Source organism: Micromonospora sp. CP22 (genome assembly GCF_009712475.1).
Lineage (GTDB): Bacteria > Actinomycetota > Actinomycetes > Mycobacteriales > Micromonosporaceae > Micromonospora.
Map to the genome: position 1 here is coordinate 590,400 of NZ_VCJO01000001.1, position 22,874 is coordinate 613,273.

The window sequence follows — 22,874 nt, forward strand, 5'->3', positions numbered from 1 at the left end:
ATCGGCGGGCGCGGCGACGGGTCCGCCAGTAGGGTGAGGGCATGGTGGACGGACCGCTGGTGACCGTGCGCGGCGAGGCGTACCGCGAGGTCGCGCCGGAACTCGCCCGGTTCACCGTGGCCGCGCTGGCCCGGGACCGGGAGCGGGAGCCGACGTTGACCCGGTTGGCCGAGCGGGCCGCGGCGATCCGGGTCCTGCTCGACTCGTACGGTCCGACGATCGACCGCCGGGAGACCGGCGAGCTGCGGGTGCGCCCCGAAACCCGGCGCTCTGGGGAGCGGGTGGTGGCCTGGCACGGCTCGGTGGTGACCACGGTGACGGTCAGCGACTTCACCGCCCTCGGTGAGCTGATGCTGCGGTTGGCCGACCAGGATCAGGTCGAGGTGGCGGGCCCGTGGTGGTCGCTGCACCCGGACAGCCCGGTCTACCGGCAGGCGCGACATGCCGCGATCAAGGACGCGTTGCAGCGGGCCCGCGAGTACGCCGAGGCGCTCGGCGCCGAGGTCACCGACCTGGTCGAGTTGTCCGACGAGGGCGGCACCGCACAGCCGATGATGGCCCGGATGGCCTTCGAGTCCGGCGGGGTCGCCGCCGGTGGCCCACCCGAGCTGGAACTCGACCCGCAGCCGCAGAGCGTGCACGCGGCCGTCCGGGCCCGGTTCACGATCAGCCGACCGGTCCTGTCCTGATGACTCCCGCGCAGCTGATGCCGGTCGAGGATCTGCTGGCCCGCGCCCGGGCGCTGGCCGATGCCGGCCCGAGACAACTGCTCGGCATCACCGGCGCGCCCGGGGCGGGTAAGTCCACGCTGGCCGCCCAGGTGGTCGAGGCGGTAGGCCCGGCCGCCCGGCTGGTGCCGATGGACGGCTTCCACCTGGCCCAGGACGAGCTGCATCGGCTCGGTCGCGCCCTGCGGAAGGGGTCGATCGACACCTTCGACGCCAACGGCTACGTCTCGATGCTGCGTCGGCTGCGGCGCAAGGAACCGACGTCGGTCTGGGCCCCGCAGTTCCGTCGGGACCTGGAGGAGCCGATCGCCGGTGCGATCGAGGTGCCGCCGGAGGTGCGGCTGGTGGTGACCGAGGGCAACTATCTGTTGATCCCGAACTGGCCGTGGGACGAGGTACGCGCCCTGCTGCACGAAGCGTGGTTCCTGGATCTCGACGACGATCTGCGGCGTCGTCGGTTGGTCGCCCGGCACATGGCGTACGGGCGTTCGGAGCAGGACGCCCGCGCCTGGGCGATGGGCAGCGACGAGGTCAACGCGGCGCTGGTGGCCGGCACCGCCGAGCATGCCGACCTGGTGGTACGCCTAGCTGACCCCCCGCCGGGGTGACGGGACCGTACGCCGCAGCAGCCAGGCCACCCGGGATCTCTCCCGATGGAACTCGGCGGCCTCCGGGTAACCGCTGTGGCTGCGGATCGGCGGATCGGCGACCTCGCCGTCGCTCGGGTGCAGCGCCTCCGGGTCGGTGACCGCGATGTCCCGCTCCCCGGCGGCCACCGGCCAGCCGAGCGGGTCGGTGTCCCGCCAGAAGTTCGTCCACCGGGTGCTGTTGCCGGGGCGGGTCAGCGCCTCGGCCAGCACCGGTAGCCGGTCCGGGCCGAAGTAGGCGGGGAAGACCCGACCGTAGAGGCGGGTCAGTTGGCAGCCGTAGGAGAAGAACCAGATCCGGTGCCGCCAGCGGGCCGGCATCTGGAGGATGACCGCGGTGCAGATCACCGTGCCCTGGCTGTGTCCGGAGAGGATGATGCCGTCGACCCGGCGGGGATCGTGTTCGGGCAGCGCGAGCAGCCCGGTCGTGCGGGTGAGCAGTTCGGGCACCGCCCGCTCGGCGTAGCTCGGTGGTGCCAGGGGGTGGGCGGCACGGGGCCAGAAGGTTCCCACGTCCCAGATCACCCCGACCGAGCGGCGGATGGTGTTCTTGCGGTAGACGAGCAGGCCGATGGCGGCGACCGCCACCGGTAGCCAGCCGAGGAGCGCGTCGCCGACGGCACCCACCCCTCTGATCAGGGGGGCGGCTCCGTTGCTGCTGTTCTGCGGGAGAGGACACGCGAGCACGGCGGCGCACGCCAGGACGGCGAGGACGGTCATCGCGGCGGCGTACCAGCCGATCAGACGCAGCGCGTGCTCACCCACCAGCCGGTGCAGCGCCTGGTGGGCGCTGACGTCCCGGGCGCGACGCAGGTCGTGGGCGGAGAGGCGGCTGTCTCGCGCGGTCAGTTCGGCGTACTCCGCGCGGCGCAGCCGGTGGAAGAGCACCATCGCGCGGAGGGCGACCACGGCGAGTAGCAGCAGCGCGGCGGCGAAGGTCAGTCCGGCCCAGGTCACCGGGATCGGCGGAAACACCCGGTGGCGGTTGCCGGGGCTGCCACCCCCGTTGAGCTGGTTGGTGACCCAGTAGAGCACGCCGGTGCCGTACGCGAGGGAGAGCAGCCAGCCGAACCCGGCGATGACGGCGGGTGCCCGACCGTGCCAGGCCAGGTCGGTGTGCGGTTCGAGTGGCTGGTTGACCCCGTCGGGGCGGGTCCGGGGCAGCAGCAGGCCGATCGCGGCGAGGCCGAGCAGCGGCAGGGTGAGTTGCGACAGCGTTATCGAGACCGGTGGCCCGGCCGGCAGCCATCCTCGGCACCAGAGGGCGGAGAGGGTGATCAGCAGCGCGGCGGCGGCCGGTGCGGCGGCGCCACGCCGGCCGGAGCGGGCGGTCGAGCCGATCGCGATGAGCAGGAGCAGTTGACCGGTGCCCAGCCAGGCGATGACCCGGTCGAAGCCGGGCAGTGACCGGTCCGTCAGGCAGCCCGGCCGGGTGGGGTCGTCGTCGCAGCCGACGGGGGGACGTAGCTCGGCCAGCGGGCTGCCGGCGGCACCGTCGGGCAGCAGCAGCACCGCGAAGGTCCCGGCCAGGCCGATTCCGGTGAGGACGATGACCGCGATGCTCCATCGGCCGAGCGGGGTGGCACCGTCGCGTCGGGTCAGGAAGGGGCGGCCGATCGCCACCAGGGTGATCACCAGTACGGCGGTGAACGCGGCCACGGCGGACCAAGTGATCACCGCCCGGAGACCGTGCGGCGGGTCGAGCACCGAGACGGTGCCGAGCGGCACGGCCGCCGCGATCACGATGCCGGTGCACAGGTGCAGCACGGCGGTGCGGCGTAATTGCCCCTCGCCCCACCAGAACGTCGGGTCCTGTAGCGGGTTGGTCGACGGCCCGGGTGGCGGCTCGGGTGCCGGCGGTGGCTCCTGCACGGGCTGACCGACCGGCACGTCGGCGTCGACCGGCGGCGGGGTACGCCGACCCGCCGGGTTCGTGGACGGGTCGGCCGGCATGACCGCCTCGTACTGGTAGGTCCGCCAGGTGACCAGACCGAGCACCGCGATCATGACCAGCGGCACGGTGAGCCCGACGGCCATGGCCCGGCCGCCCTGCTGCCACCAGGGAGCGGCGAGGAAGTTCCACGGCCCGGGGATCCGGTTCAGGCAGTCCTGGTCCACGCACTGCCAGCCGATGAGGTCGACGCCGACGCCGGTCATCGCGAGCACGGGGGTGGCGGTCAGGCTCAGGCAGAAGAGCCTAATCAGCCAGGCCGTCATGCCGGAGCGGCTGGTCAGGCGGTCGGTGGTGGGGTCGGCCGGAATCCCCGGGCGGGCGTGCAGGGCGACGTTGGCCAGGGTGAAGGGCAACAGCAGCGTCCACAGGGCCCGCTCCACGTCGCGCGCGGTCCGCGCACCGGAGGTCAACTGCCCCCAGCTGTACGCCTCGACGACGATCGGGTCGGGGCTGGCGATCGGGGAGCGGTAGAAGCCGGTGACCGGGCCACCGGCGACGAGCCGTGGGTGTGCTGGCTCGCCGCCGGGTTCCGTGGTCAGACCCAGGGTCTCGGCGGGCGGTGTGTTGGACACTCCGTGTACGCGCAGTTCGAGGATCCGACCTCCCATGCGTGCCTCCTGGTGACGCGCCTGTCACCTACAGTGCCCGATGCGGAGGGTTGCACGCTACTCGCCGAGGATGGTGTTTGCGCAGCTAGAAGGGCCATTGTGGGGTCAATCGAGCTGGCGTACCGGGCGGGCCGGATTACCGACCGCTACGACGTTGGCGGGGATGTCGCGGGTCACCACGGCGCCCGCGCCGACGACCGCGTTGGCACCGACGGTGACTCCGGCGAGGACTATCGCCCCGCCGCCGAGCCAGACGTTGTCGCCGATGGTGATCGGTCGAGCCGCCTCCCACTTCGCCCGGCGCGGCTCCGGTTCCACCGGATGCGTGGGGGTGAGCAGCTGCACGTTCGGACCGATCTGCACGTCGGCGCCGATGGTGATCGGTGCGACGTCGAGGAAGACCGCGTGGTAGTTGACGAAGCTGCGGGGTCCGATCCGGATGTTGTAGCCGTAGTCGCAGTAGAACGGTGGCCGGATCCCGGTCTCCTCGCCGAGTTCGCCGAGCAGTTCGTGTAGTGCCGCCCGGCGCGCCTCCTGGTCGTCGACGCCGCTGTTGTTGATCTGTTCCATCAGGCGCAGGGCACGGAGGTGGTCGGCGACCAGTTCCGGATCGTCGGCGAGGTACGGCTCACCGGCGAGCATGCGTTCCTTCATGGACGTCATCCGTCCGATCATGCCCGGCTCCGCCACGGCTAGGACTCAACTTCGTCGAATTTATGACTCCCATTTGCATACTCGGTATGCAAGTCTGATGGAAGTCGATGTGTCCTACATCGATATATACGCTCCAGAGGAGGATTCAGTTGCGACGAAGGAGCAAGCTGACAGCTACCGGACTCGTTCTGGGTCTGGTGCTCGGCGTACCGGCGGCGGCCACGGCCGCACCGGCCCCGCTGGCAACGGCCCCACCGGCCCACGCCCCGACCAGCCGACCGGACCTCGGTCGCGCCACTGTCACCCTGATCACCGGCGACCAGGTGACGGTCACCGCGAACGGCGCGAGCGTACGCCCGGCGGACGGGCGGGACGGCATCCGCTTCATCACCCAGCGCAAGCGGGACCACCTCTGGGTGGTGCCGCAGGACGCCCTGCCGTTGATCCGCGACGGACGGGTCGACCGCCGACTCTTCGACGTGACCGGGCTGATCGCCGCCGGCTACGACGACGCGCACCGGGACGACCTGCCGCTGCTCATGACCTACGGGTCGGCCGCCCGACGGGCCGGTGCCCCGGCCGGGGTGACCGTCACCCGTGACCTGGCCGCCATCGGTGGTGTCGCGGCCAGCGCCGACAAGCAGCACGCGGGCCGGCTCTGGGCCGAGGTCGCCGGCATGCGAGGTGCCCGGTTCGACGCGGCGGGGGGTGTCGAGCGGATCTGGCTCGACGGCCGACGGCAGCTGACGCTGGAACACAGTGTGCCGCAGATCGGAGCACCCGCCGCCCACCAGGCCGGCTTCACCGGGCAGGGGGTACGCGTAGCGGTGCTGGACACCGGCGTCGACGCCGCGCACCCCGACCTGACCGGCCGGGTCGCCGAGTCGCGGAACTTCACCGAGGAGGAGAACCCGGGCGACATCGTGGGGCACGGCACCCACGTCGCCTCGACCATCGCCGGCAGCGGTGCCGCCTCCGGCGGTCGCTACCGGGGCGTGGCACCCGACGCGACCCTGCTCTCCGGCAAGGTCTGTGAGGAGTACGGGTGTACCGAGTCGGCCATCCTGGCGGGGATGCAGTGGGCCGCCACCGAGGCCGAGGCGGACGTGATCAACCTCAGTCTGGGCGGGACGGACACCCCCGAGGTCGATCCGCTGGAGGAGGCGGTGAACGCCCTCACCGAGCAGACCGGCGCCCTCTTCGTGATCTCCGCCGGCAACTCCGGACGGAGCGGGACGGTCGGCTCACCGGCCAGCGCCGACGCCGCGCTCGCCGTCGGCGCGGTCGATCGCGACGACGAACTCGCCTACTTCTCCAGCCAGGGCCCGCGCGTCGGTGACGACGCCCTCAAGCCGGAGATCACCGGGCCGGGCGTGGACATCGTGGCCGCCCGAGGGCAGGGCACGCAGCTCGGTGACCCGGTCGGCGAGGAGTACGTCGCACTCTCCGGCACCTCGATGTCCGCACCGCACGTCGCCGGTGCGGCGGCGCTGCTCGCCCAACAGCACACCGAGGCGACGGCGGAATGGCTCAAGGCCGCCCTCATGGCCTCGGCCCGGCCGCATCCGGAGCTGAGCGCGTACCAGCAGGGGGCGGGCCGGGTCGACGTGGCGCGCGCCATCACCCAGTCGGTGGTCAGTGAACCGGCGAGCGTCTCGTTCGGCCGGACGCTGTGGCCGCACGACGACGACGAGCCGATCGAGCGCGAGGTGACCTGGCGCAACACGGCCACCACGCCGGTCACCCTGGAGCTCAGCGTCGAGGCCACCGGCCCGGACGGGGAACCCGCGCCGGCCGGCGTGTTCACGCTCGGCGCGGAGCAGATCCAGGTGCCGGCTGGCGGCACCGCGTCCACCACGGTCACGGTCGACACCAGCGGCGACGGCCCGGACGGTCACTACACCGGCCGGGTGGTCGCCCGGTCCGGCGATCTGGTGGCGCTGACCCCGCTGGCGGTGCACAAGGAGGTGGAGAGCTACACCCTTTCCGTGCGCCACCTCGATCTTGAGGGCGGGGTGCCGGACTACTACGTGAGCTTTCTGATCGGGTTGGACGACTTCAGCGACATCTTCTTCTCCGACCCGGACGGCACCGCCGAGGTGCGGGTGCCCAAGGGGCGGTACGGCCTGGCCAGCTTCCTGGTCGACGAGACCGACGAGAGCCTGGTGCTGATGGCCCAGCCGGAACTGGTGGTGGCCGCCGACGGCGAGGCCGTGGTGGACGCACGCGTGGCGAAGCCGGTACGCATGACCGTGCCGGACCGGTCGGCGACGCCGGCTCTGGTCGCCGTCGACGCGACCTTCCAGTTCGACGACGGGTCGGCCTCGTTCGGCGCGATCGCCGACGACTTCGGCGGGCTGTTCAGCGGACAGGTCGGCCCCCGGACCTCGGCGGATCACTTCTTCGCCGCGTTCCACAGCCAGTTCGCCGACCTGGAGGCGGCCAGCAGCCCGTACCTCTACGCACTCGCCGAGATGGTCCCGGGTCGGCTGCCGTCCGGATTCACCCGCGACTACCGCCGCAAGGATCTGGCCACCGTCAAGCCGACCTTCACCGACAGCCATCCGGGCACGGTCGCCGAGCGGGTGTCCTTCGCCCAGTTCGAGCCCGACGTGGGCGGCTGGGCGGTGGGCCTGCCGGTCGCGGTGCCGGGCAAGCGGATCGAGCACTACAGCACCAAGGCGGTGCGCTGGAACACCGAGCTGTGGTCCGGCACGGTCAGCGACGACTCGCCGTGGCTCGAACCGGTGGCCGTGTTGTTCTCCGAAGCGATGGCGTACCGGGGTGGACGCACCTACCAGGAGGTCTGGAACGGCGCACCGCACGGCCCGTCGTTCCCGGCGCCGCGGTGGCCGGAGGAGGGCCTGACCCGGCAGGGCGACCTGATCACCCTCTCCGTGCCGCTGCACAGCGACGCGGTGGGACACCCGGGTGGTTCGCTGGTGGACACCGGGCGTACCGCGCTGTACCGCGACGGCAAGTTGGTCGGTGAGTCCTCGGATCTCGGCTGGGCTCAGTTCGAGGTGCCGGCCGGGCCCGCCAGGTACCGGTTGGAGACCTCGGCGAAGCGCTCCTTCACCGATCTGAGCACCGAGGTCGCCACCACCTGGACGTTCCGGTCCCGGCACGTCCGGGGCGACGAGCCGGTCCGGCTGCCCGCCTCGGCGATCCGCTTCGCACCGCGACTGGACGAGCGGAACACGGCTGCGGCGGGTCGGGCCTTCGTGATCCCGGTCGCGGTGCAGCGGCAACCCGGTGCACCGGCGGCGAAGACGACCTCGTTGACCGTCGAGGTCTCCTACGACGGCGGTAAGCGCTGGCAGCACGCGAAGCTGCGCAAGGTCGGTAACGGCTGGCAGGCCACCGTGCAGCACCCGCGCGGCCCCGGCCACGTGTCGCTGCGGGCCACCGCCCGCGACGCCGACGGCAACACCGTCACCCAGCGGATCATCCAGGCGTACCGCCTGCGGTGAGCCGCACCCCGGTGGTCCCGCCCCGGGCGCGGGCGGGACCACCGGGGTACGAGGCGTTAGGAAGGGCCCCTTCCTATACGTGAGGCGTTAGGAGGGGGCCCTTCCTTGCTCGTCAGTCGTTGGCGTGCAGCGCGGCGTTCAGCTCGATGCCCCGGCCGGTGCGGGGCCGGGCCTCCAGCGCACCGGAGACCGAGTTGCGCCAGAACAGCAACCCGTCGACGCCGGACAGTTCACGGGCCTTGACGACCCGGCCGTCCGGAAGGCTGATCTTCGAGGCGGCGGTGATGTAGCAACCCGCCTCCACCACGCAGTCGTCACCGAGCGAGATGCCGACACCGGCGTTTGCGCCGACCAGGCTGCGCTCGCCGATGCGTACCTTGTCGGTGCCGCCGCCGGAGAGGGTGCCCATGATGGAGGCGCCGCCGCCGATGTCCGAACCGTCACCCACCACCACGCCCTGCACGATGCGCCCCTCGACCATCGAGGTGCCGAGCGTGCCGGCGTTGAAGTTGACGAAGCCCTCGTGCATGACGGTGGTGCCGGAGGCGAGGTGCGCGCCGAGCCGGACCCGGTCGGCGTCGGCGATCCGCACTCCGGAGGGCACCACGTAGTCGGTCATCCGGGGGAACTTGTCCACCCCGTAGACGCCGAGGTGGCGGCCGGCGGCCCGCTCGATGACGCGCAGTTCGTCCACCCGATCCGGTGGGCACGGCCCGGCGGAGGTCCAGGCCACGTTGGCCAACTTGCCGAAGATGCCGTCGAGGTTGATCTCGTTGGGGCGCACCAGGCGGTGGGAGAGCAGGTGCAGCCGCAGGTACGCGTCCGAGGCGTCCTTGATCGGGTCGTCCAACGAGCCGATCACGGTGACCACCTGGACGGTACGCAGACCCGGCAGGGCCCGGTCGCCGATCGCGCCGGGCGGCAGGTCGAGCACGTCGGCCTCGTCCTCACCGGCCACCAGCGGCAGTTCACCGAGGCCCAGCTTGCCGGTCGGGTACCAGGTGTCGAGCACCTGGTCCTCGGCGGTGACGGTGGCCAGGCCGATGCCCCACGCGGATTGTGTGGACGTCACTTACTCACCCCTCGCTCCCTGCTGGGTTGGCTGCTCGCGACCGCTGGCGAGCCGCCGCGTGCCTCGGCGACGGGCTCGCGCCGCACGGTCGCCGGTTGTGACGGTACCGTGCGGACCATGGAGAACCCGCTTACCCCCGAGGTCCTCGCCGATCCGGTGGCGTTGACCCGTGCGCTGGTGGACATCGAGTCCGTGTCCCTCAACGAGAAGGCCATCGCCGACTGCGTGGAGGAGGTGCTGCGGGTCGCTCCGCACCTGACGACCTACCGGCACGGCAACACGGTGATGGCCCGTACCGACCTGGGGCGGGCTTCCCGGGTGGTGTTGGCCGGCCACCTGGACACCGTGCCGTTGAACAACAACTTCCCGTCGACCCTGCGCGGTGACCTGATGTACGGCTGTGGCACCTCGGACATGAAGTCCGGGGTCGCCTTCGCGCTGCACCTCGCGACGAGGCTGGCCGAGCCCCGCTACGACGTGACCTACTTCTTCTACGAGGCCGAGGAGATCGAGTCGAAGTACAACGGGCTGCACCTGGTCGCGCAGGCGCACCCCGACTGGCTGGAGGCGGACTTCGCCCTGCTGCTGGAGCCGACCCACGGCGTCGTCGAGGCCGGCTGCCAGGGGACCATGCGGGCGGTCGTGGTGACCACCGGGGTTCGGGCCCACTCGGCCCGTTCCTGGCACGGTGTCAACGCGGTGCACGGTGCGGGGGAGGTGCTCCGCCGCCTGTCGGCGTACCAGGCCCGACGGGTGACCATCGACGGGTGCGAGTACCGGGAGGGTATGAACGCGACCCGCATCCACGGCGGGGTCGCCGGAAACGTGGTGCCGGACCGCTGTGAGATCGAGGTTAACTACCGGTTCGCGCCGGACCGCACCCCGGCCGAGGCCGAGGCGCACCTGCGTGAGGTTTTCGCGGACTACGAGCTGACGGTGACCGACTGCGCGGCCGGTGCGCTGCCCGGGCTGGAGGCCGCCCCCGCGCGGGAGTTCCTGGCGGCGGTGGGTGCCGCGCCGATCGGCAAGCTGGGCTGGACCGACGTGGCCCGGTTCGCGGCGATGGGGATCCCGGCGCTGAACTTCGGCCCGGGGGATCCGAACCTGGCGCACCACCCGGACGAGCACGTCGAGATCAGCAAGATCCGCGAAGGGGCGGCCACCCTGCACCGCTGGCTCACCGCCGCCTGACCGGCCGGCGTCCGCGTGGACGCCGCGACAGGTCAGACCGAGGTCAGACGGGACTCGGTGCCGGAGTCGGTCGGCGGCTCGGGTGGGGTTTCGAGCAGGCGGCTGCGGCGGCGCTCGGCCACCAGGTCGCGGATGCGTCGCTGCATCTGTCGGCGAATCCTGATCCGTTCGCTGTTGTTGATCACGCTGTCTCCTCCCCCGAAGCCCGCGCGCCGGGGCATACCCGGTATGTGAATAGTAAGACGTACGGCAAAGCGAATTGGTTGCACAAGATCACAAAGTGTTTGCCGGGTTCTCTGGCTGGACTCCACTACGGTTGCTTCCATGACCCAGAGCAACCGGCGTGAACGGGGGCGGGAGCGGCACCGGGGCGCTGTCACACTCCGTCGTCAGTCGATCACCGGCAGCACTGCGGACCAGAGTCTGCTGGACTCCCGCGCGCGGGCCGACTGGAAGACAAAGGACGCCTGGCGGGCGCTGCGCATCCTCTCCGAGTTCGTCGAGGGCTTCGACACCCTCGCCGACCTGCCGCCGGCGGTCAGTGTCTTCGGTTCGGCGCGCAGCAAGCCGGACAGTCCCGAGTGCCAGCTCGCCGAGGCGTTGGGCGCGGCACTGGCCCGGGCCGGCTACGCGGTGATCACCGGCGGCGGTCCCGGCGTGATGGAGGCGGCCAACAGAGGGGCCAGCGAGGCCGGGGGTCACTCGGTCGGCCTCGGCATCGAACTCCCCTTCGAGCAGGGCATCAACGAGTGGGTCGACCTCGCCATCGACTTCCGCTACTTCTTCGCCCGCAAGACCATGTTCGTCAAGTACGCCCAGGCGTTCGTGGTGCTACCGGGCGGCTTCGGCACCATGGACGAGCTTTTCGAGGCGCTCACCCTGGTGCAGACCGGGAAGGTGACCCGGTTCCCGGTGGTGCTGATGGGCACGGACTACTGGCAGGGTCTGCTCGACTGGTTGCGGGACACGATGGCCGCCGAAGGCAAGATCGGCCCGGTCGACCTGGAGCTGATCTGCGTCACCGACGACGTCGCCGCGGCGGTCCGGCACATCGTGGAGGCCGAGGCCGCGCTCAATGTCGAGCAGGAGGCCGTACGCGAGGAGGCGGTCGCCCGGACCGCCGCCGCCCAGCAGGCCGCGGCCGACGCTCCGACCGCGACCGACGGCTCCGCGGGAGGCTGACCGGTGGCCGCGATCTGCGTGTTCTGCGCCTCGTCGCGCACCCTCGACCAGCGTTGGCTCGACCTGGCGGCCGAGACCGGCGCGCAGCTCGCCCGGCGCGGGCACACCGTGGTCAGTGGCGGCGGCCGCGTCGGGATGATGGGCGCGCTGGTCGAAGGCGCACGGTCGGCGGGAGGCCGCACGATCGGTGTCATACCGCAGGCGCTGGTCGACCTGGAGGTCGCCGACCTCACCTCCGACGAGTTGCTGGTCACCGACTCGATGGCCAGTCGGAAGATCCTCATGATAGAGAAGTCGGACGCCTTCCTCACCCTGCCCGGCGGCCTCGGCACGCTCGACGAGCTTTTCGAGGTCTGGACCACTGCGACGCTCGCCCTGCACCACAAGCCGATGGTGTTGGTGGACACCGACGGCTTCTACGGCCCGCTGCTGGCCTGGCTGCGTGATCTCGCCGGTCAGAGGTTCCTCAAACCAGCCGGGTTCAACCTGCTCCGGTCGGTCGACACCGTCCCTGGTGCTATCGACCTGATCGAATCCCAGCTCACCTGAGCCGACGGCGGCTCACCCCGCCGGTGGTCGGCGCGAGACGCGCCCGGCTGGTCGGCACGGGGCACAGCCGGGCGGTCGGCGTGGGGCGCGGCGGGATGGTCGGCGTCTGGCGCGGTGCCGAGCAGCGCTCCCACCTCGCGGTATGTCGAGCGTTCGGGCGTCTACCGGGCCGGGTAAGGCGCGTCGAGCGGTGTCGCAGGGCCGTGATGGGATGGCGGGATGCAGGCGTACCGGTTGGTGCGTCGGCCCGCAGGGCCGACCGAGGGGAGCAGCCCGTCCGCCGGGCCGCCCTCGGCTGCTGCTCGACCGCAGGCCGCCCCGGCTCAGACCGGGCCAGGGCAGGCGAACCCGGGCCAGTCCGCGCCGGGTCAGGAAGCGCCGGGTCAGGCTGCCGCCGGTCGGGTGGATCCGCGTCAGGCGGAGGTCATCGCGCACACCGCCGGCCCGATGCTCGTCCTGGGTGGACCGGGCACCGGGAAGACGCACACCCTGGTCGAGGCGGTCACCGCCCGGGTCACCGAGGGAGTCGACCCGGAGCGGATCCTGGTGCTCACCTTCAGCCGGCGGGGTGCCGCACAACTGCGGCACCGGATCGAGGCGCGGATCGCCGCCACCGGGCAACGGGTGCTGCGCGAGCCGCTGGTGCGCACCTTCCCCGCGTACGCCTTCGGTCTACTGCGGCGGGCCGCCGCAGAACGCGGCGAGCCCTCACCCCGGCTGCTCACCGGCCCGGAGCAGGATCTCGTCATCCGTGAGTTGCTGGCGGCCGTCGACGCGGAGTCCGACGCGGAACCCGACGACGATCCGGTCGGTTGGCCGGTCGACCTGCGGCCGGCGCTGCGTACCCGGGCATTCGCCGCCCAGTTGCGTGACCTGCTGATGCGGGCCGCCGAGCGCGGGGTGGGCCCGGTCGAGCTGGCCAGGATCGGTGAACGACTCGGTCGCGCCGACTGGCCCGCCGCCGCCCGCTTCCTACGGCAGTACGTCGCCGTGCTGGCCCTGCGCGACGTGGCCAACCGTGGCTCGGTCGCGTACGACCCGGCGGAGCTGGTCCGGGCGGCCACCGGGATGCTGCGCGACGACCCGGAACTGCTGGCCGCCGAGCGACGCCGGTTGGCGTGCGTCTACGTCGATGAGCTGGCCGACACCGATCCCGCGCAGCTGGAGCTGCTGGAGACGGTGGCCGGCGGCGGGCTTGCGCTGGTCGCCTTCGCCGATCCGGACTCCTCCACGTACGCCTTCCGGGGAGCCGACCCGACGGGCGTGGCGACCTTCCCGCACCGGTTCCGCACCGCCTCCGGCGCTCCGGCCGCCCAGGTGCTGCTGACCACCAGCTATCGCGCGGGCGAGCGGCTGTTGGCCGCGACCGCCCGACTGGCCCGACGGCTGCGCGGACCGGCCGCGCATCGACGGCTGCGACCACTGCCGGACACGCCACCGGGCACCGTGGAGGTACGCACGTTCTCCTCGACCACCAGCGAGGCGGCGTGGCTGGCGCACGCCCTGCGGGAGGCGCATCTGCTCGACGGCGTGCCGTGGGCGCGGATGGCGGTGCTGGTCCGCTCCACCGCCCGGCAGCTGCCCGGATTGCGCCGGGCGCTGCACGCGGCCGGCGTGCCGACGGTGGTGCACGGCGAGGACCTCCCCCTGCACCTGCAACCGGCGGTCGCGCCACTGCTGCTCCTGCTGCGGTGCGCGCTGGAGCCGGAGCGGCTCGACGAGGAGGCCGCCGTCGCATTGCTGCACTCCCCGCTCGGTGGTGCCGACCCGTTGGCGGAGCGGCGGCTGCGGCAGGGCCTGCGTGCCCTCGCCCTGGCCCGGGGCGACCGCCGACCCTCGGGCGAGCTGATCGTCGAGGCGCTGCGCGACCCGGCCGAGCTGGCGGGAGTCGAGCGACGCTGGGCCGAGCCGGCGCAGACGGTGGCCGGGCTGCTGGCCGTCGCCCGGGAGGCGGCCGCCCGACCGGCCGCCACCGCCGAGGAGGTCCTCTGGGCCGTCTGGCGGGCCAGCGGGCTGGCCGAGCTGTGGTCGGCGGCGCTGACCCGGGGTCCGGGCGTGGCCGGCGAGGGTGATCTCGCCCGGCGGCGTCGGGCCGAGGCGGCCGACCGCGACCTGGACGCGGTGCTGGTCCTCTTCGACGCGGCAGCCCGCTTCACCGACCGGCTGCCGGGTGCGCGTACCGAGGTCTTCCTCGACCACGTCCTCGGTCAGGAGTTGCCGGCCGACACGCTCGCGCCGACCGCCGACCGGGGCGACGCCGTGCGGCTGCTCACCGCGCACGCGGCCAAGGGACACGAGTGGGATCTGGTCGCGGTGGCCGGGGTCCAGGAGGGTGTCTGGCCGGACCTGCGCCTGCGCGGCAGCCTGCTCGGTTCGGAGCGCCTGGTCGACGTGCTGGCCGGTCGAGGGGACGGCGCGGCCGAGGCGGCCACCGTGGTCGGGCAGACCTCCGCGTTGCTCGACGAGGAGCGGCGGCTGTTCCACGTGGCGGTGACCCGGGCCCGGCGACGGTTGCTGGTCAGCGCGGTCGCCTCCGCCTCCGTGGGCGGTGACGACCACGAGGAGCAACCCAGCCGTTTCCTCTACGAGCTGGGCGCCACCGACGATCCGGGGCAGCTGCCGCCGGGTCAGCCGGGCACCGCTCCGACGGAGCCGGGCGATGACGGCCCGGGTGCGTCCGCCGGGCGGCTGCCGTTGAGTCGGCCGCCCCGGGCGCTCACGCTGCCCGCGCTGGTGGCGGAGCTGCGTACCGCGTTGGTCGACCCGGCCGCACCGGTTACCCGGCGGCGCGCGGCCGCCGCCGAGCTGGCTCGGCTGGCCGCCGCCGGGGTGTCCGGCGCGCACCCGGACGACTGGTGGGGCCTGCGTCCCCTCTCCGACGACCGGCCCCTGGTCGACGACGGTGAGCCGGTCCGGGTGACGCCGTCGGGGATGGAGAGCGCGCTGCGGTGCAGCCTGCGGTGGTTGCTGGAGCGGCACGGTGGCAGCGCACCGACCAGCACCGCGCAGGGCGTCGGCAACCTGGTGCACGCGGCGGCGATGCTCGCCGAGGACGCCCGCGTCGACCGGGAGACGCTGCTGGACTACGTCGCCGCCCGCTTCGACGCGATCGAGTTGGCCGCGCGGTGGATGGTCGGCCCGGAGCAGGCCCGGGCCGAGGCGATGGTCGACAAGCTGCTGCGGTGGCTGGCCGCCAACCCGCGTCGGTTGCTCGCCATCGAACACGAGTTCGCGGTACGCCTCGACGACCCGCACCGGCCGGTCGAACTGACCGGCCGGGTGGACCGGTTGGAGGTCGACGCGGACGGCCGGTTGGTGGTGGTCGACCTGAAGACCGGCAAGTCCACCGCGGTCACCGAGGGGGAGGTGGCCGAGCATCCGCAACTGGGCGCGTACCAGGCGGCGGTGGAGGCGGGCGCGTTCGCCGAGTTCGGCGACGAGCCCGGCGGCGCGGCGTTGGTGCAGCTCGGCACCAGCGCGAAGGACGCCCGCGAGCAGGCCCAACCGCCGGTGACCGACGGTCCGGAGGCCGGCTGGGCGACCGCGCTGGTGCGTCGTACCGCCGACACCATGGCCGCGGCGACCTTCGCGGCGGTCGCCAACTCGAAGTGCCGGGTCTGCCCGGTGCGCAGCAGCTGCCCGGTCTCCGGCCAGGGACGGCAGGTGGTCGAACCGTGAGCCAACCGACCCTGTTCGAGCCGGTCCCACCGGCGCCTCGCACCGCCGACGCCGGGCCCCGGTACACGCCTACGGAACTGGCCAAGCTGCTGCGGCTGCCGGCACCCACCCGGGAACAGGCGGCGATCATCGCCGCGCCGGTGGAGCCGCTGCTGGTGGTCGCCGGTGCGGGCTCGGGCAAGACCGAGACGATGGCCGCCCGGGTCGTGTGGCTGGTGGCCAACTCGTACGTCCGACCGGAGCAGGTGCTCGGCCTCACCTTCACCCGCAAGGCCGCCGGTGAACTGGCCCACCGGGTACGCGTCCGGCTCGACCAGCTGATCCGGCGGTTGGGTCGACGCGAGCGGAATCCGCTCGACGACCCCCTCGCCGGTGAGCCGACGGTGGCCACCTATCACTCGTACGCCGGGCGGATCGTCACCGAGCACGGCCTGCGTGCCGGGTACGAGCCGTCGACCCGGCTGCTGACCGAGGCGTCCCGCTGGCAGTTGGTCGACATGATCGTGCGCAACTACGACGGGGACATGTCCGAGGTGGACCGGATGCCGAGCACCGTCACCGACGCGGTGTTGGCGCTCGCCGGCGAGCTGGACGAGCACCTGGTCGACCCGGACGAGCTGGCGGCCTGGACCGGCCGGTTCTTCGCCGACGTGCAGTCGCGTCCGGGGCGGATCTACGCGGGTGTGCGCAAGGCCCTCGCCCTCCAGCAGACCCGGCTGAAGCTGCTACCGCTGGTGCGTGCGTACGCCCGCCGCAAGGACGACTTCGAGGCGATGGACTTCGCCGACCAACTCGCCCGGGCGGCCCGGGTCGCCCGGGACCATCCCGCCGTCGGTGAGATCGAGCGCGACCGCTACCGGGTGGTGCTGCTCGACGAGTACCAGGACACCAGCCACGCCCAGGTGGTGTTGCTCCGCGCGTTGTTCGGCGGCGGCCACCCGGTGACCGCGGTGGGTGATCCCTGCCAGTCCATCTACGGCTGGCGGGGAGCCAGCGCCGGCACCCTGGACCGGTTCCCGACCGAGTTCGCCCGAGCCGACGGCAGCCCGGCGCGGGTGCTCGGGCTGACCACCAGCTGGCGCAACCGGCCCGAGATCCTCGCGGTGGCGAACGCGCTGGCCACGCCGCTGCGCGCGGCCGGTGCCCGGGTGCCGGAGCTGCACGCCGCGCTCGGCGTCGACGATCCGATCCCGCATCGCAGCCCACGCGGGGCAGCCGCCGGCACGGTGCACTGTGCCCTGCTGCCGACCTACGCCGACGAGGCCGACTGGATCGCCGACAGCGTGTTGGCCGCCTGGCGGGGCGCGGCCGGTGCGCCGGGCGCGCTGCCCGAGCAGATTCCGGTCACCCGTCGCCCGACCACGGCGGTGCTGGTCCGACTGCGGAGCCAGATCCCGCCGATCGCCGCCGCGCTGCGCGAGCGCGGCCTGCCGGTCGAGGTGGTCGGGCTCGGCGGCCTGCTGGACACCCCGGAGGTACGCGACGTGGTCTGCACCCTGCGGGTGCTGGCCGATCCGACCGACGGGGCCGCACTGCTGCGGCTGTTGACCGGCGCGCGGTGGCGGATCGGGCCCCGGGATCTGGTGGCCCTGCACCGTCGGGCCAGGGCCATCGCGGCGGCTCGCCGACGACTCGCCGACGACGGCGACCCGGAGATCACCCCTGATCGTCTCGACGAGGCGACCCTGGTGGAGGCGCTCGCCGACCTGGGGCCCGCGCAGGCCTACTCGGCCGAGGGGTACGCGCGGCTGCGCGCGTACGCCCGGGAGCTGGGTCTGCTGCGCTACCGCCTGGACCAGCCCCTGCCGGAGCTGATCGCGGACGTCGAGCGGACCACCGGGCTGGACGTGGAGGTGGCGGTACGGGCAGGCCGCGACGGCGCCGGTGACGCCGGTCTGGCCCGGGGGCACCTGGACGCGTTGGGTGACGTGGCCGCCCGGTTCAGCGGGGAGTCACCGGCCGCCACGCTCGCCGGTTTCCTGGCCTATCTCGCCGCCGCCGAGGAGGAGGAGCGCGGACTCGCCCCGGGCGAGGTGGAGGTGGTCGAGGGTGCGGTGCAGATCCTCACCGCGCACGCGGCCAAGGGGCTGGAATGGGACGTGGTGGCGGTGGCCGGGCTGAGCCGTGGCGTGTGGCCCGGGCCGGTCCGCAACTCCGACCACTGGCTGGGTGGTCTGGGCGTGCTGCCGTTCCCGCTGCGGGGAGACGCCGACGGGCTGCCGGAGCTGGCCCTGGCCGAGGCGGACGACCAGCGGGGGGTGGCCCGGGCGTTGGAGGACTTCACCGACGCCTGGCGGGCCCATGACGAGCGGGAGGAACGACGGCTGGCGTACGTGGCGGTGACCCGGCCGCGCCGCCTGCTGCTCTGCTCCGGTCACTGGTGGGGTGACGGCACCAAGCGTCCGCGCGGCCCGTCGGCGCTGCTCCGCGAGGTGTACGACGCCTGCCTGGACGCGGGCGCCGGTCACCTGGTGGACGAGTGGACTCCGGAACCGGCACCGGACGCGGTGAATCCGACCACCGAGGTGGTGCTGCGGGCGGAGTGGCCGGCGGATCCGCTCGGCCCCCGCCGTCCGGCGTTGGCCGAGGCGGCTGCGCTGGTCCGCCGTTTCCTGACCGACGGCGACGAGCAGGCCCCGGCCGAGGCGGCCGGTTCGGATCCGGAGGTGGCCCGCTGGCGGCGGGAGACGGACCTGCTGCTGGCGGAGCGGGCGGAGTTGAGCCGGCTCTCCGGCCCGGTCGAGGTGCCGCTGCCCGACCATCTGTCGGTGACGCAACTCGTCGCGTTGCGTCGGGATCCGGCCGGGCTGGCTCGGGCCCTGCGCCGCCCGATGCCGACCGAGCCCAACCCGTACGCCCGCCGGGGCACCGCGTTCCACGCCTGGCTGGAGCAGCGGTTCGGGGCGGACCGGCTGCTCGACACCGACGAGTTGCCCGGGGCGGCGGACGCGGACGCGGCACCGGACGAGGCGCTGGCCGAACTTCAGCGCCGCTTCCTGGCCAGCGAGTGGGCGGACCGTACCCCGATCGAGGTGGAGGTGCCGTTCGCGACCGTGATCGGCGGCGTGGTCGTACGCGGCCGGATGGACGCGGTGTTCCGCCGTCCCGGCGACCGCTTCGACGTGGTCGACTGGAAGACCGGCGCCCGGCCGGAGGGGGCCGCCGCCGAGGTGGCAGCGGTGCAGTTGGCGGTCTACCGGCTGGCCTGGGCAGAGCTGGCCGGCGTGCCGGTGGAGCGGGTCGGCGCGGCGTTCCACTACGTACGGGACGGGGTGACCGTCCGTCCGGCCGACCTGCTCGACGCCGACGGGCTGACCGCGTTGATCAGCTCGGTTCCCGAGTCGGAGTGAGGCACTGGCGCGAGGCCGGTTTCGTGGTAGGGTTCCTCTCGTTGCAGTTTCGGTTACCAGCTCTGTTTGCGCCTGGCGGAATGTGGCCCCAGGCGCTCTTTGTTATGTCCGGACATCTCCGGGCGGGGCGACCAGCAGCGACAGGCGTTTCGGGCAGGTTCGTCCGAAACATTCCTCCTCAACTCCGCAACAAGTGTGGGGTTGACGTTCCGTCAAGGAGACGAAACAAGCATGGCTATTGGCACCGTCAAGTGGTTCAACGCTGACAAGGGCTTCGGCTTCATCACCCCGGACGGCGGCGGCGCGGACGTCTTCGCCCACTTCTCGGCAATCCAGACCTCCGGCTACCGCAGCCTCGACGAGAACCAGCGGGTCGAGTTCGAGGTCGTGCAGGGCCAGAAGGGCCCGCAGGCGGAGAACATCCGTCCGGTCTGACCTCCGGTCACCCGGTTAACGGCCGGGTCGCCCCGTGCGATCGCGCACTGGTGGCGGCCCGGCCGTCGGTCTTTCCCAGCGGACGCCGGCCGGCTGCGTGGCCGCCGTCACCGGCCGGTCCGCTCCCGCGTTCTAGCTCCGACCAGGACCGCAATCCTGAGTCGGCAATCAGCATTCCGAGCGTCGGGTGGGCGACAGTCATCCTGGACCCACTTCGAAATCCTGACTGCCGGGGGGAACGAGCCGGGGGGCTCGGGTTCGGCAGGGGGAGAGAGCGACGATGGTGGGTACGGCAGCGCGTGAGCTGCTCCTGGTGATCGCGGTGGCGGCAGTCGGACTGCTGCTGGCCACGGTCGTGGCCTTCACTCCCTGGCCGGTCGAACCGGGCGGCCCCGCTCCGTCCGGGCTGGTGGACCTCCAACGACCGGCACCGACCGAGCACTCCGGCAGCGCGTCGGGCTGACCGGACGAGTTCGTCGGCCAGCCGTCGTACCGGGCCGGTCGCCGTGTGCTTCGTCGCGTAGGCACCGGTGGGCACGCTGAGACGTTAGGGTCGGATCCGTGCCGACCCGTAGAGCGAGAATTCCAGCGACGAGGTATCCGGTCGAACGGTTCACCCTCGACAACGGCCTCCGGGTCGTGCTGACCCCCGATCGCAGCGCCCCGGTCATCGGGGTGGCGGTCGTCTACGACGTCGGCATCCGGTCCGAACCGCAGGGGCGTACCGGCTTCGCGCACCTCTTCGAGCACCTGATGTTCCAGGGCTCGGAGAACCTGGAGAAGCTCGCCCACTTCCGGCACGTGCAGGGCGCCGGTGGCACCTTCAACGGTTCCACCCACCTGGACTACACCGACTACTTCGAGACCCTGCCGAGCAACGCCCTGGAGCGGGCGCTGTTTCTGGAGGCCGACCGGATGCGCGGCCCCCGCCTGACCGAGGAGAACCTGCGCAACCAGGTGGACGTGGTCAAGGAGGAGATCCGGGTCAACGTGCTCAACCGGCCGTACGGCGGTTTTCCCTGGTTGACCCTGCCACCGGTGCTGTTCGACACCTTCCCCAACGCGCACGACGGATACGGCTCCTTCGACGATCTGGAGTCGGCCACCGTCGCCGACGCCGCCGACTTCTTCCGGCGCTACTACGCCAGCGGCAACGCGGTGCTGGCGGTCAGTGGGGACATCGACACCGCCGAGGCCGTGACGCTGATCGAGCGGCATTTCGGTGACGTGCCGGCCCGCCCGGCGCCTGACCGGCCGGACTTCGACGAGCCGGACCTGACCGCCGAGCGCCGTTCCGCGTACACCGACCAGTTGGCTCCGCTGCCGGCGGTGGCGGCGGCGTGGCGGGTGCCCGACCCGATCGACGACTTCGCCGCCTACCTGCCGTACGTGGTGCTGGCCGAGGTGCTCACCGACGGTGACGCCTCGCGGCTGGTGGGGCGGCTGGTGCACCGGGACCGGGCGGTGACCAGCATCGGTGGCTACCTGGGCGTCATGGGTGACCCGTTCGACGTACGCGACCCGACCGCGCTGGTCGTCCAGGCGCACCTGCCGCCCGGCGGCGATGCCGACAAGGTGCTGCGGGTCCTCGACGAGGAGTTGGACCGGCTCGCCCAGGGCGGGCTCGAAGACGGCGAACTGGCTCGCACCCAGGCGCGGATGGCGACCCACCTGCTCCGCGAGACCGACGCGGTGCTCGGCCGGGCGCTGCGGATGGCGGTGTTGGAGCAGCAGCGCGGCGAGCCGGGCTTGCTCGGCGAGCTGCCCAGCCTGCTTGGCGCGGTCACCGAGGAGCAGGTCCGGGCCGCTGCGGCCACCCTGCGCCCGGAACGCCGCGCCTCCGTCGAAGTCATCCCCGGCGGTGGCCGGTGAGCGCGAGGAGTGAGCCGGTTTTGCGAGCCCCGCAGTCGCGAACGAAGGACGGCTCGGTGAGCGCGAGGAGTGAGCCGGTTTTGCGAGCCCCGCAGTCGCGAACGAAGGGTGGGTTCCGGTGAGCGCGACCGCGCAGCGTCGACCGCTGCCGCCGCTGGGCCCGACCCGGCGGCTCAAGCTGCCCCGGCAGGCCGAGCGCACGCTCGCCAACGGGCTTACCGTCATCGTGGTCCGCCGGCCTGCGGTCCCGCTGGTGGAGCTGCGGCTCTGGATGCCCTTCGGGCGGGTCAACCTGGCCCGGAGTCATCTGCTCACGCAGACGTTGCTCTCCGGTACGGAGACGATGAGCAGTGTGCAGATCGCCGCCGAGTTGCAGAAGATCGGCGGTGGGCTCTCCGCAGGGCTCGACCCGGACCGGCTGATGCTCTCCGGCACCGGTCTGGCCACCGGGCTGGACCGGATGCTGGAGATCCTCGCGGAGGTCCTCACCGGTGCCACCTACCCGACCGATTGGGTGGGCGTCGAGCGGGATCGGCTCGTCGACGGGATAGAGGTCGCGCGGAGCCAACCGGCGCACCAGGCCCGGACGGCGTTGCTCCGGCGGATCTTCGGCAAACACCCGTACGCCACGCAGACACCGGAGCCGGAGCAGGTCCGGGCCGTACGCCCGGCGGCGTTGCGGTCGCTGCACGCCCAGCGGGTGCATCCGGCGGGCGCGGTGCTCGTGCTGGTCGGCGACCTGCGTCCGGAGCGGGCGCTGGACGCGGCCGAGAAGGCTCTCGGCGACTGGAGCGGCGCCGGGCACGAGGCCCGGGTGCCGCCCATCCCGCCGCTGGCACCGGGGCCGTTGTTGCTGGTCGACCGGCCGGGTTCGGTGCAGTCGTCGATGCGGGTGGCGTTGCCGGCGGTGCCGCGTACGCATCCTGACCACGCGGCGTTGCAGCTGGCCAACCTGATCTTCGGCGGCTACTTCTCCTCCCGCTGGGTGGAGAACATCCGGGAGGACAAGGGCTACACGTACGGGCCGCACTCGCTGATCGAGCATTCGGTCTCCGGCTCGGTGCTGGTGGCCGCCGCCGAGGTGGCCACCGAGGTGACGGCACCGGCCCTGGTGGAAACGATCTACGAGCTGGGCCGGATCGCCACCGTGCCGCCCGATGCGGACGAGTTGGAGCAGGCCAGGCAGTACGCCCTCGGCACGCTCCAACTCGGCATCTCCACCCAGGCCGGGCTGGCGTCGTTGGTCAGCGCGTACGCCGGCAACGGGCTGCGGCTGGACTACCTGGCCGAGCACGCGGCCCGGCTGACCAAGGTGAGCGTCGACGACATCACCGAGGTGGCGGCCCGTTATCTCGCCCCGGCACGAGCGGTCACGGTGGTGCTCGGTGACGCCGAGCGGGTTGCCGCATCGCTGGCCACGCTGGCCCCGATCGAAACCGCTCCTGTCCCGTGTTGAGGCGGCACCGTCGTCCGGTGGGCAC

16 protein-coding genes are annotated in these 22,874 nt (G+C 72.5%); 12 read left to right on the top strand and 4 right to left on the bottom strand.

The features are described 5' to 3' along the window. Positions 1 to 41 precede the first annotated feature (41 nt). Complete coding sequence (locus FF096_RS02695; RefSeq protein ID WP_155214654.1) at positions 42 to 689, top strand: SIMPL domain-containing protein; 648 nt, start codon at positions 42 to 44, stop codon at positions 687 to 689. Further along, positions 689 to 1,336 carry a nucleoside/nucleotide kinase family protein gene (locus tag FF096_RS02700; RefSeq protein ID WP_155214655.1) on the top strand — a complete coding sequence of 216 codons (648 nt, stop codon included), beginning with the start codon at positions 689 to 691 and terminating at the stop codon, positions 1,334 to 1,336. Before FF096_RS02695 ends, FF096_RS02700 begins: the two co-directional genes overlap by 1 nt. Here FF096_RS02700 and FF096_RS02705 read toward each other — a convergent pair. Next, on the bottom strand, positions 1,313 to 3,937 hold the full coding sequence (locus FF096_RS02705) for a hypothetical protein (RefSeq protein ID WP_155214656.1): 2,625 nt from the start codon (positions 3,935 to 3,937) through the stop codon (positions 1,313 to 1,315). The genes FF096_RS02700 and FF096_RS02705 overlap by 24 nt on opposite strands. Positions 3,938 to 4,042: 105 nt before the next feature. Continuing rightward, positions 4,043 to 4,600 carry a sugar O-acetyltransferase gene (locus FF096_RS02710; protein WP_155214657.1) on the bottom strand — a complete coding sequence of 186 codons (558 nt, stop codon included), beginning with the start codon at positions 4,598 to 4,600 and terminating at the stop codon, positions 4,043 to 4,045. A gap of 140 nt (positions 4,601 to 4,740) precedes the next feature. On the opposite strand from FF096_RS02710, the gene FF096_RS02715 reads away from it, so the two are divergent. After that, a complete protein-coding gene (locus tag FF096_RS02715; protein ID WP_230462224.1) occupies positions 4,741 to 8,064 on the top strand; it encodes a S8 family serine peptidase in 3,324 nt (1,107 codons plus the stop codon). 112 nt (positions 8,065 to 8,176) lie between these two features. On the opposite strand, the gene dapD is transcribed toward FF096_RS02715, so the two are convergent. After that, positions 8,177 to 9,136, bottom strand: coding sequence for a 2,3,4,5-tetrahydropyridine-2,6-dicarboxylate N-succinyltransferase (gene dapD, locus FF096_RS02720; protein WP_309222534.1), 960 nt, complete (start codon positions 9,134 to 9,136; stop codon positions 8,177 to 8,179). A gap of 117 nt (positions 9,137 to 9,253) precedes the next feature. Between dapD and dapE the strand changes: the two genes are divergently transcribed. Continuing rightward, complete coding sequence (gene dapE / locus FF096_RS02725) at positions 9,254 to 10,327, top strand: succinyl-diaminopimelate desuccinylase (protein ID WP_155214659.1); 1,074 nt, start codon at positions 9,254 to 9,256, stop codon at positions 10,325 to 10,327. A 32-nt stretch (positions 10,328 to 10,359) separates the two neighbouring features. On the opposite strand, the gene FF096_RS02730 is transcribed toward dapE, so the two are convergent. Continuing rightward, on the bottom strand, positions 10,360 to 10,512 hold the full coding sequence (locus FF096_RS02730; protein ID WP_230462272.1) for a hypothetical protein: 153 nt from the start codon (positions 10,510 to 10,512) through the stop codon (positions 10,360 to 10,362). Between the two features lie 139 nt (positions 10,513 to 10,651). On the opposite strand from FF096_RS02730, the gene FF096_RS02735 reads away from it, so the two are divergent. The 8 genes from FF096_RS02735 (at position 10,652) to FF096_RS02770 (ending at position 22,849) form a co-directional block, all read left to right on the top strand. After that, the gene (locus FF096_RS02735; RefSeq protein WP_155214661.1) at positions 10,652 to 11,509 is read left to right on the top strand and encodes a TIGR00730 family Rossman fold protein; all 858 of its coding nucleotides are present in this window, start codon (positions 10,652 to 10,654) and stop codon (positions 11,507 to 11,509) included. 3 nt (positions 11,510 to 11,512) lie between these two features. Continuing rightward, positions 11,513 to 12,058 carry a TIGR00730 family Rossman fold protein gene (locus FF096_RS02740; protein WP_309222535.1) on the top strand — a complete coding sequence of 182 codons (546 nt, stop codon included), beginning with the start codon at positions 11,513 to 11,515 and terminating at the stop codon, positions 12,056 to 12,058. A 447-nt stretch (positions 12,059 to 12,505) separates the two neighbouring features. Next, positions 12,506 to 15,736 (top strand): ATP-dependent helicase, encoded by a 3,231-nt coding sequence (locus tag FF096_RS02745; RefSeq protein ID WP_375335281.1) that lies wholly within the window; start codon positions 12,506 to 12,508, stop codon positions 15,734 to 15,736. Further along, on the top strand, positions 15,733 to 19,086 hold the full coding sequence (locus FF096_RS02750; RefSeq protein WP_309222536.1) for an ATP-dependent DNA helicase: 3,354 nt from the start codon (positions 15,733 to 15,735) through the stop codon (positions 19,084 to 19,086). Before FF096_RS02745 ends, FF096_RS02750 begins: the two co-directional genes overlap by 4 nt. Positions 19,087 to 19,317: 231 nt before the next feature. Next, the gene (locus FF096_RS02755) at positions 19,318 to 19,521 is read left to right on the top strand and encodes a cold-shock protein (protein WP_155214663.1); all 204 of its coding nucleotides are present in this window, start codon (positions 19,318 to 19,320) and stop codon (positions 19,519 to 19,521) included. A gap of 280 nt (positions 19,522 to 19,801) precedes the next feature. Then, positions 19,802 to 19,984 carry a hypothetical protein gene (locus FF096_RS02760; RefSeq protein ID WP_155214664.1) on the top strand — a complete coding sequence of 61 codons (183 nt, stop codon included), beginning with the start codon at positions 19,802 to 19,804 and terminating at the stop codon, positions 19,982 to 19,984. A gap of 98 nt (positions 19,985 to 20,082) precedes the next feature. Then, on the top strand, positions 20,083 to 21,393 hold the full coding sequence (locus FF096_RS02765) for a pitrilysin family protein (protein ID WP_309222537.1): 1,311 nt from the start codon (positions 20,083 to 20,085) through the stop codon (positions 21,391 to 21,393). 118 nt (positions 21,394 to 21,511) lie between these two features. Next, complete coding sequence (locus FF096_RS02770; RefSeq protein WP_309222538.1) at positions 21,512 to 22,849, top strand: pitrilysin family protein; 1,338 nt, start codon at positions 21,512 to 21,514, stop codon at positions 22,847 to 22,849. Positions 22,850 to 22,874: the final 25 nt, after the last annotated feature.